7 protein-coding genes are annotated in these 4,325 nt (G+C 30.8%); 5 read left to right on the top strand and 2 right to left on the bottom strand.

Annotated features, from left to right (window positions below; all coding sequences use genetic code 11):
• From IGL15_RS14315 to IGL15_RS14300, 4 genes are all read left to right on the top strand, one after another.
• Nucleotides 1-733: replication initiation protein (locus IGL15_RS14315; RefSeq protein ID WP_438768102.1), on the top strand; the 733-nt coding region annotated here is incomplete at its 5' end.
• A 27-nt stretch (nucleotides 734-760) separates the two neighbouring features.
• The gene (locus tag IGL15_RS14310; protein WP_104770887.1) at nucleotides 761-1,294 is read left to right on the top strand and encodes a DUF536 domain-containing protein; all 534 of its coding nucleotides are present in this window, start codon (nucleotides 761-763) and stop codon (nucleotides 1,292-1,294) included.
• Between the two features lie 15 nt (nucleotides 1,295-1,309).
• Nucleotides 1,310-1,480 carry a hypothetical protein gene (locus IGL15_RS14305; protein ID WP_002322958.1) on the top strand — a complete coding sequence of 57 codons (171 nt, stop codon included), beginning with the start codon at nucleotides 1,310-1,312 and terminating at the stop codon, nucleotides 1,478-1,480.
• Between the two features lie 430 nt (nucleotides 1,481-1,910).
• On the top strand, nucleotides 1,911-2,360 hold the full coding sequence (locus tag IGL15_RS14300; protein ID WP_065305724.1) for a helix-turn-helix transcriptional regulator: 450 nt from the start codon (nucleotides 1,911-1,913) through the stop codon (nucleotides 2,358-2,360).
• A gap of 191 nt (nucleotides 2,361-2,551) precedes the next feature.
• On the opposite strand, the gene IGL15_RS14295 is transcribed toward IGL15_RS14300, so the two are convergent.
• Entirely contained in the window at nucleotides 2,552-2,779 is a 228-nt protein-coding gene (locus IGL15_RS14295) for a hypothetical protein (protein WP_438768100.1), read from the bottom strand.
• On the opposite strand from IGL15_RS14295, the gene IGL15_RS14290 reads away from it, so the two are divergent.
• Nucleotides 2,778-3,467, top strand: a complete 690-nt coding sequence (locus IGL15_RS14290) for a hypothetical protein (protein ID WP_104770885.1) — start codon at nucleotides 2,778-2,780, stop codon at nucleotides 3,465-3,467. The two genes, IGL15_RS14295 and IGL15_RS14290, sit on opposite strands and share 2 nt — an antisense overlap.
• Before the next feature lie 121 nt (nucleotides 3,468-3,588).
• Here IGL15_RS14290 and IGL15_RS14285 read toward each other — a convergent pair whose 3' ends face one another.
• Nucleotides 3,589-3,675 (bottom strand): type I toxin-antitoxin system Fst family toxin, encoded by an 87-nt coding sequence (locus tag IGL15_RS14285; RefSeq protein ID WP_110300541.1) that lies wholly within the window; start codon nucleotides 3,673-3,675, stop codon nucleotides 3,589-3,591.
• Between the last annotated feature and the right edge of the window lie 650 nt (nucleotides 3,676-4,325).

Genomic DNA, 4,325 nt, shown 5'->3' with positions numbered 1-4,325 from the left:
TAACGATATAGTTCGATATAATAATGGATTAAATTCTGTCCCTTTAAGAAAATTTACCCCTATAGATATGGATTTATTTTGGGGAATATGTTCTAAAATGAAAAGAAAAGGTACAAAAGAAGAAATTTTTACATTTAAACAAATAAAAGAATTAATTGATTACAATATAAATTCACGTGGCGATCGTTTTGCTAATGATTTAATAAAAATGTCAAAAAAAATCATTACTTTATCTTTTATTTATGAAGACGAAAAAACATATGAACAATTAAATCTGTTTCAAAAATTTAAAATCGATAAAGTGAATGAAACATTATTAATAAAGGTTTCTGAAGAATTTGAATATATACTTAATTCAATCGGAACTAATTTTACTCGTTTCGAATTAGAAAATATGACAAACTTAAAGAGTAGCTACGTTAAAGAGTTATATCGCCAACTTATGGCTCATAAAGACAGAAGATCTAAAAAAGGTCACTGGTTTGTAAAAATAGAAGATTTTAGAGCTCTATTAGCAATACCAGAAAGTTATCGCATGAGAGATATTGATAAACAAATTTTTGCCCAAGCGAAAAAAGAATTTTTAAACGTTAATTCAACTCACCCTGCTATTTTTAAAACTTTTGAAATCAAAAAAATTAAAGCCTACAAAGGAAATAAGATAGGATCTCTGCAAATTTATTTTGAAGAAAATATAACTTCAATTACCTTAGATAATTGGTTAGAGAAATAATACCTAACAATTTAGGAGGCAATTATCATGCAACCCAAAGAAACCTTTACAATAAAGGAATTATCTGAATTATTTGAAATAAGTAGGCAAGCAATCTCTAAACATGTTGATAAATTAGATCCGTCCTTATTAGCTAAAAATGAGCGTGGTTATAAGGTTGTATTACGTTCTGGAGTATTGCAACTTGCTAGCAACTTAGGTAACCAAAGGTTACTAGATAGGTTGCATGAGTATGAACAAGAAAACGATAAAAACGTTTATATATCAAGCAAAAACGTGGTTGTAAACGAGTTGCTAGATAAGTTGCGTGAAGAAAATAAATTTTTACGAGAACAACTTTCCCTCAAAGAGCAAAATAATTCTAATATGCAAAAATTACTCGACCAGCAACAACAACTCACCTTGCAGGCAAATCAACAAATCGACAAATTGCAAAAACAGTTACAATTAGTTTATACGGAAGAAACTTCAGAAAATGAATCAACTACTCTTTCTGAAGAAACAGAATCGATAGAAAAACAAACAAAGAAGCAGCAAAAATGGTGGAAACTATGGAAATAACTGGAGGAAACATTCATGACAAGAAAAAAGCTCATATTTGGTTCTATTTTACTAGGAATTCTAGGCTTCAGTCCGATGTTATTGTCAGTGATCAATAAAGGAAATAAACATGGTGAATTGAAATTGAATCCAAATTATTACAACAGTCCTAACGAAGAGTTATTTGTAAAAGAAACGGATAAATAATAAAAAAAGACTGCTCTAACGAGCAGCCCAAAATGAGATTATCCTATTCATCAACATAAAAATATTACAAAATGAAGAACTATAAGAAAGATAAAAAAAGCATATCAAATCCTCTCAAAAATAACAAGTCTTTAAAAAATGACAGATAAAAATGCACAAAGAATTAGATATAGATAACCGCGAAAAATCAAGCTTTAGAAAGTTGCTTTTAGCTAGACCAATTAAAAATCACAAAGTGAGCGTCTCTATCCATTGGTAGAGGGGCTACTTGGCATACTATACATTATGTCTACTAGCTCTTAATATAACTATTTATAATTTAATTTAAACGATTATGAACTTAAAATAATCATTGAAGAAATATAATTCAAAATCAGATATCATCATTGTACAATATTAGGGTACTATTATTTGATAAAAGGATTAACTAATGACTGTAGGAAGTACTTTGAAATATCATAGAAAAAAAGCAAATTTATCTCAAATTGAACTTGCACATAAATTACATGTAAGTCGTCAATCTATATCTAGTTGGGAAAACGATCATTCTTATCCTTCTTTAGATAATTTAATAGCTTTATCTAGAATTTATCAAACGTCTATAGAAGACTTATTAAAAGATAATGAATCATTAAGAAATAGGTTATCTGTCCATTATGATCAACTATTAGAATGTGAGCAAAAAATATATCAAATACAAACTCAAGTAGATAATTTAAACCAAGATTTAAACTATGATAAAGAAGATGAATTTTTATTTTGTATTACTTTAATATTTATAAGTATAACTCTAGCTCCTTTAGGACTTGTTATTCCTATTATTTACTTTATTAATAAAAAGAAAAAAAGAAAGAAGAGATTATTTGAAAAAGATAGCTGAAAAAAAATGGTTCTATTGGATTATTGCTTTTGTTATACTTTTATTTTATATACTTTTCTATATCACTAAAAAAAATGTTTTCTTAATAGCTTTTCTTGTATCATGGATTAGTTTTACCCTTTATGGTTTTTATCTAATTCTACATGAACTTAATAAAAAATCCGATTAGTTTTAACTAATCGGATTTTTTATTAAAATACTAAAGTCATAATAGCTGCAGTTACAATGTTTGCTACATTTTTACTCATGCCAACTTTTCTACATGCATTATATACAGCATCTTGAATTGTACCAGTCGCATTTTCGATAAAACTTAAAAGAGTATCTAGCCCTGTATGTGCCGCAATATATCTTTTAACTGATTTAGGTAATTTAACACTGTTAGCCTTTTGGTTGGTATGGGGAGAATAAAAAGACATGGCATTCTATTTACCCTATCTACTCATTTTTGCCAGTATTTTAGGAATTATTGGAGGTAGCTATAAGGCTTATCAAACAAGATATTCATTAAAAGGATCTAGAATTCGATTTAAGCGTTTTTTATTACTCGGGGTTATATTTACCTTATCAATCGTTTTAAGCGGCTTATTCGGTGTTTTAGAGGGTAATAAGCGCGTTTCTAGAAGTGTTTTATTAGGAAATGTCACTCAAAAGTATGAATCAGCACGTGATAAAAAGAAAAAAGAGCAAGCCTTAGCACAAAAAATCGAAAAATTTACCGCTTGTTATGAGGACATGAATGATATTTTTGTGAAGCAAGAAAAGCGTTTGACGGATAAAAATATGGAAACACTCACTCGACTTTATCGGAATTTGCCAGAAGAACAGCAAAAAGAGTACCAAGAAAAATATGAACAAGTAAAAAAAGACGTGCAATATGTGAAAGATACGCAAACGGAAGAAGCGTGTTATGACTTATTCAGTGATACAATCCCTTTTTCAACTAGCGAACAAGAACGAAAAGAACGACAACAATCAGTCACATATGAACGCTATGAAATCTTGCTTCCACAGGCAACTAACATACAAAATCCAACGAAAAAAGAAACGGCATTAAATTATCTAGAAAGTGTCAAAGAATGGCTGGATCAGCAACAGCAAAATTGAATTTGATTGAAATTCATGTTAAACTAAACATGCAAATGTTCAAACATTAGATACACGAAAGCCCCAGAGAGGTCGGATTCTCTGGGGCTTTTTTTTCAGGTTGATGTCGCCTTTATTGATTTTACTTCTTGTTTCGGTTATTCAACCAATAACTGAATAAAGAGACACAAACTCCTACAAGAAGGGGGCAAATGAACAGTTCAAACATTAGATACACCTCCTTCCAGTCGCAAGACTGTCGGATAGGCGACAAGTTATTATATCTTAAAAAATTAAACTTGTGTGGTGTTTTTAAGTATCACTTGTTTTAGGGTTGTTAGGGCTTGCCCTGACCGCCTGTAAGGCGCTTTAAACTCCAGATAAAGGTTTTTATACTAAGACTGTCTTAAAACGGCTTAGACAAGCTCTTAGAGCCTCCCCCCTCCTTTTTGAACAACGGTTTTAGCAAAAGAGCCGGAGGCGACTGCGCAGGTATAATGTGAGAGCGTAGCGATCACACCTTTTTAGCGACCGTAGGGAGCAAGTTTTCCAGTTTAGAAAAATTCGCGAACCTTTTTGGAGGAAAAAGTAGGAGTTTTTTAGGCGGGAAATTAAATGTACTCTTAAGATATACTGTTAGATATACTGTTAGATATACTGTTAATAATAACTGTTAGGGATTAGCAAACTTATGGGAGAGTAAGTATTGACATAGGTAGTGGGGGATAAATTGTCACACTATGGGGGATAAATTGTCACACTATGGGGGATAAATTGTCACACTATGGGGGATAAATTGTCACACTATGGGGGATAAATTGCGTTTTACATCCTCTTATGTCTATGATAACATAATTTATTGAGGTGATTTTTATTGAG

The sequence above is a fragment of the Enterococcus sp. DIV0436a genome (assembly GCF_051711605.1).
Classification (GTDB): domain Bacteria; phylum Bacillota; class Bacilli; order Lactobacillales; family Enterococcaceae; genus Enterococcus_B; species Enterococcus_B faecium.
This window is presented reverse-complemented; position numbering and strand designations above follow the sequence as displayed.

What these genes read in the sequence shown, in the direction of transcription:
- IGL15_RS14310 (WP_104770887.1), top strand. Translation starts at nt 761, where the DNA reads ATGCAACCCAAAGAAACCTTTACAATAAAGGAATTATCTGAATTATTT.
- IGL15_RS14305 (WP_002322958.1), top strand. Translation starts at nt 1,310, where the DNA reads ATGACAAGAAAAAAGCTCATATTTGGTTCTATTTTACTAGGAATTCTA.
- IGL15_RS14300 (WP_065305724.1), top strand. Translation starts at nt 1,911, where the DNA reads ATGACTGTAGGAAGTACTTTGAAATATCATAGAAAAAAAGCAAATTTA.
- IGL15_RS14290 (WP_104770885.1), top strand. Translation starts at nt 2,778, where the DNA reads ATGGCATTCTATTTACCCTATCTACTCATTTTTGCCAGTATTTTAGGA.
- IGL15_RS14295 (WP_438768100.1), bottom strand. Translation starts at nt 2,779, where the DNA reads ATGTCTTTTTATTCTCCCCATACCAACCAAAAGGCTAACAGTGTTAAA.
- IGL15_RS14285 (WP_110300541.1), bottom strand. Translation starts at nt 3,675, where the DNA reads ATGTTTGAACTGTTCATTTGCCCCCTTCTTGTAGGAGTTTGTGTCTCT.